A 1,992-nucleotide genomic window follows, 5' to 3' on the forward strand; every position below is an offset into this window, starting at 1 on the left:
CGCGTCAGAGGAGGATTTTTCGGCGGAACGATGTAGTGCCGAAGAGCCCATTGTTGGGTTTGGCGGTTTCGGCGATACTGCGGGCATGTTCCTGCGGCGAAAAAACAAGAAGTATCGGGGTGTTGGTTACAGCTATTGGCATCTGTGCGAAACGGTGCGCACGGCGCGGGGGCCGCGGCAGCGCGTGGTCGCCTCCCTCGGCAAGCTGGAGGAAGTCGAGGTCGCCGGCCTGCGGGACGGCTGGGACGATCTGCCGGCGTTGTTGCGGGGCGAGGTGCCGGAGCGTCGTGCCGTCACGGCCGCGCTGCCAGGTGTCGGCGCGCCGGCGGCGTCGGCCCCAGCGCAATGGGAACAGGTGGACGTGCGCGGTCTGCGGGTGGAACGTACGCGGGACTTCGGCGAGGGCTACCTGGGCCTCGCGCTGTGGCATCGGCTCAAGCTCGACGAGTTGCTGCGGCGCCTGCTGCCCGCCGGAGACGAGGCCGTCGAGTGGTCGCAGGTGGCCGCGCTGCTGACGGTCGCCCGATTTTGCGGGCAACGCTCCGAGCTGGGCGTGGCCGAGCATTGGTACGACACCACCGCCCTCGACGATTTGCTCGGCGTCGACACCGCCCGGGTGAACGACGCGCGCCTCTATCGTGCGCTCGATCACCTCGGCCAAAACAAGGACGCCCTGTGTGCCCACCTGATGGAGCGCTACCGCCAGTGGTTCGGCGTGCGCTTCGAGTTTCTGCTCTACGATGTGACCAGCACCTACTTTGAGGGCCAGGCCGAACTCAACCCCCAGGCCCAGCGCGGTTACTCGCGCGACCAACGCAGCGACTGCAAACAAGTCTGCATCGGCCTGGTCTGCACCCCCGAGGGCCTGCCCTTGTCCTTCGAGGTCTTTGCCGGTAACCGCGCCGATGTCACGACGGTCGAGGACATCGTGCGCCAGATGGAGCAAAAATACGGCGTCGCCGAACGCATCTGGGTGATGGACCGCGGCATGGTCAGCGAGGCCAACATCGCGTTCCTGCGCGAGCGCAAGGCGCGTTATCTGGTCGGCACGCCGAAGAGTTGGCTGCGGCATCACGAAGCCGTCCTGCTCGCGCAGACCGACTGGCAGGAGGTGCAGGCCGGGCTGGAGGTGAGGTTTGTCGCGCAGCCCGACGGGCAGCCGGGCGAAAGATACGTGCTGTGCCGCAGCGCCGCCCGGGCGGACAAGGAGCGGGCGATGCTCCAGCGTCAAAGCGATCAACTGGCCCTTGCCCTCGGCCGCATCGCCCGGCGGTTGGAGCGAAAACCGACCGGCGATCTGGAAGCGGTGGGCCGACAGATCGGGCGCGCCTTGGGCAAGTATCCCGCCGCGGCGGCCATCATCGCCACCACGGTCCGGCGCGACGCGGCCAATTGGGCTTGTGGGCTGGAGATCGCCAGTAACTTGGTCGCCGGGCAAAAAGCCCAGCGCCACAAAGGCGCCTACCTGCTGCGCACCAATTGCGAGGAAACTGACCCGGCCCTGTTGTGGCGCTGGTACATCCAGCTGACCCAAGCCGAGGCCGCGTTTCGCACCGCCAAAAGCGACTTGGGTCTGCGGCCCGTTTTTCACCACAAGCAAGACCGGGTGCAGGCGCACATCCTGGTGTGTTTCCTCGCGCTGGCCCTCTGGCGCTCGCTGGAACAATGGATGCGGGCGAAGGGCTTGGGCTCTTGCGCGCGCCAGCTCATCAAGGAGATCGCTGGCATCAAAAGCGTCGATGTCCTGCTGCCGGTCAAACGCGGCCCAGTACGCACCGAGTTACGCCTGCGCGTCGTCACCTCCCCCGAGCCCGCCGCCGCCCAGTTGCTCGCCCATCTCGGTCTGCGTCTGCCCAAGGGCCCCCGCGAGATCACCAATGTAGTGCCGAAAAACAGGGGTCAAAATCCATAACTACTTAACGATCAACGATCGTGTTTTTCCAACTGACGAACTCGGGCTAGCCCGGAAAAATCACGCTTTGCTCTGTAGCG

1 protein-coding gene is annotated in these 1,992 nt (G+C 65.7%); it reads left to right on the plus strand.

All coding sequences use genetic code 11. The features are described from left to right. Positions 1-1,912, plus strand: a 1,912-nt coding sequence (locus tag QZY48_RS28525) for an IS1634 family transposase (RefSeq protein WP_295437047.1), incomplete at its 5' end; no start/stop codon positions are given. Positions 1,913-1,992 lie beyond the last annotated feature (80 nt).

Origin of the sequence: uncultured Thiodictyon sp. (genome assembly GCF_903828115.1) — a bacterium.
In the GTDB taxonomy this organism is placed as follows: Bacteria; Pseudomonadota; Gammaproteobacteria; order Chromatiales; family Chromatiaceae; genus Thiodictyon.